The organism is Caenimonas sp. SL110 (assembly GCF_001044395.1).
Taxonomy (GTDB): domain Bacteria; phylum Pseudomonadota; class Gammaproteobacteria; order Burkholderiales; family Burkholderiaceae_C; genus Ramlibacter.
In genome coordinates this window covers 1-2,755 of sequence record NZ_JANU01000050.1, presented here as the reverse complement: position 1 = coordinate 2,755, position 2,755 = coordinate 1, and the positions used below count along the sequence as shown (strand labels likewise).

The window sequence follows — 2,755 nt, the reverse complement described above, 5'->3', positions numbered from 1 at the left end:
GCTGGCAACGATGCACTGTGGGGCGGCAGTGGGCGCGACGTGCTGGCAGGCGGCGCTGGCGACGACAACCTGTTCGGCGACGGCGCACCGGTTCTGGTCACAACCGAATGGACCCTCACGCGCAACATCGTCACGGATGCAGGGGGAGCAATCACACGCCGCACGCTGATGCTCTCGGAAGCAGCTTAAAAGCCAGGACATGCGTCAATGAGATTTCAGTCTCGGAACTGGGGTAAAAGGTTCGCAAGAAGTAACGCCGCAAATCTGTATATTTCAGCGCTTCCACCCGCTGCGGATTCGTCGCTCTCCGAGCAATTTCTCCGACAGATTCCCAACTCCCGCTTACCACGATGCAAGACGATATCTCGAAATTCCGACAGACGACGCATTGTGGAGCGGCAGTGGGCGCGACCTGTTAGTTGGCGGCGCTGGCGTCCAAAGTATGCGCGTCGGCCCCTTAGCCAGTATTGAAATCAATAGAAAAAGGGAGTGATATGAAAAGACTAAATTTCGCAGCGGCACCGATAGCTGCTGTAACGATCTTGATGTGCGGCGCAATGGTCGCGGCATGCAAACCATCCGAACAGCGCGTAGCACAAGATGTGGAGAGAAAGCGGATCGAGTGTTTGGACAAGCCATGCGAAGGTGACACGACGCCGACGTTTAACCCGACACGAGAGCAACTAATAAAGCTGAATGGTCAATGGTTTGTCGCGCCCAAAGCATACGTAAAGGGATTCGCGGGACTTGCCTTCTACTGGCCGAGCAAAACTCCGTTGATTGGTCGCGACGATGGGACTGACTATCCCGAGAAGTCGCGGGACTACTACGACGTGGCGATCGAGATATTCCTGACTGGCCGCCAAAGGTGGCCCGACCCCCGCGCTGAAAAGCCATGGGAAGGCAAAGGATGGGATGGCCGATTCGAGGAACTGCGCAAGCAGGGCTTGCGGATCGAGCGTGAGATGCTGCGGCCGGAATTGGAGCGCGTGCGCTTCTTCGATGCACAAGGCAAGCAATACCGCCACGAGTATTTTCTGGCGACCACGCAGCGAAAGACACTAGGGGATGGAGTGCCGGGTGTTGCCTGCGACCTCCCCGACCCACGTCCGAAGGCTCTACCTCGATGTACTGGCGGTGTCTTCTGGCAGGAAGACGTGTATGCGGACTTCCGGTTTCACGCGAAGCATGCCGTTGACTGGCCCGCAATCAATCAAGAAATTGTTCGAGTTCTAAATCTTGCGAAGAAAGTGCAGCCGTGATCCGACTGACAGATGCAGAAGTTTCCCAGTTCAGCCAGATGCGCGACCAGGCCCTTGCAGGGACGATCAAGTACTGGCAAATCTATGAATCGTTGGCCAATCTCTTGCAGGGCAAGTACAACGTACCGGCGACGGACAGTACCTTGCTGTGGCTTCGTGGCGCGACTGAAGCCAATGCTGACCGCGGCACTTTCTCTACGCTGATCCGTAGCTTTACGGAGACACAGTACCAACTGCGATATGGCAGCAGCCTCCCGGCAGGAAAAATGCAAGAGGCGTCCGACGCGGTGGCAATGAATCTGCTTGCCGACATCTTGGGCGACAACGATCAATCGGGGGCTCCAAATAGTTGGCCCAAAGGACAAGTTCCGGACATAGATCGTATTGGTCAGGCTGATGCAAGCGCGGTGGGTGATGCACTGTTCGGCCCAAAGCTTGGCCATGACGCCAACGATACCGCACTCACTTTCAACTCTGCCTGGTCCGGCACGCTCCTGTTTAGCCTTCTGAACAGCAATCAGACGGACCTTCTCGTGCGTACTGGCGGCTCGCCCACCACTATCGACACCCTCAATGACGTGCGCGACGTGCTGTACGCCGCCGTGGCCTATCAAGCAGGTCTGAAAGCTGCGGCTCTGACATGGCCCGCTGAAGGGCCTGCGCAACGCGGCACGGACACTGCCATCATGGGCAACACGATCGTTGCGTACCTGACTGCACCGACAAACGAAAGCCTGCTCACCACATTGCGCCTGGGTGCGAGCGGCGAAGTCGGGCGAATGTTCAAGACGGTTGCCGATATCGGCGCGCCCGTGTTCCTGGATATGGTCATGGGTGCAGTGCAGGGCAAGGCACTCACAGGCACCACTACGTCCGCCAATTTCGAAGCCACAGCCCGAGCTTTTTTCGGCGCGCTAAGCCCGACCCAACTGCAAGCGGTCAATGCCAAGCTCTGGAGCGACCCGGCTGCCCTTTCCGCTGCTGCGCAAGCTGACACGGCAGAGGGTGCCAGCGCCAGAGCCGCGTTAGCCGCGCTGAGCGTGGTCAGCGTCAAGATCAGCGACACCGTTGCCAATAACTTCAAGCTCTACGACGCAGCAACCGGTGAGGGTGAAATCACACGCGAATGGATCACCGACCGCGCAGCCTTCACGATCGCCCACTACGACAGGGCCAAGGGCCTTGGCGGCATCGTCCAGAGCGCAGAGAACATCCGCTATTTCGACGCGGCTAGCAACACCGAAGTCCTGGCAGGAGCGGGCAGCGCGCAGCGCATCCAGAAGCTCTTTGGCGACGACAAGGCCAACACGCTTGAAGGCCAAGGCTACGCCGATCGACTGTACGGCGACGCGGGCAACGACTCCCTGAACGGCAAGGGCGGCAATGACTACCTCGAAGGCAACTCGGGCAGCGACACCTTGAACGGCGGCGCCGGAATGGACTTGCTGCAAGGCGGCAAGGACAATGACACTTACACCGTCGATGCGCGCGAT

Annotated in this window: 3 protein-coding genes; all 3 read left to right on the top strand. The window is 58.5% G+C overall.

The features are described 5' to 3' along the window. The coding region (locus AQ12_RS23050; protein WP_048441579.1) for a hypothetical protein at window positions 1-189 on the top strand (189 nt) is incomplete at its 5' end. 305 nt (window positions 190-494) lie between these two features. Next, window positions 495-1,262, top strand: a complete 768-nt coding sequence (locus AQ12_RS19190; RefSeq protein WP_048441578.1) for a hypothetical protein — start codon at window positions 495-497, stop codon at window positions 1,260-1,262. Between the two features lie 104 nt (window positions 1,263-1,366). Beyond that, a partial coding sequence (locus AQ12_RS23235) for a hypothetical protein (protein ID WP_238587769.1) occupies window positions 1,367-2,755 on the top strand: 1,389 nt, incomplete at its 3' end.

Coding starts and splice junctions, on each gene's coding strand:
- AQ12_RS19190 (WP_048441578.1), top strand. CDS start 495: ATGAAAAGACTAAATTTCGCAGCGGCACCGATAGCTGCTGTAACGATC.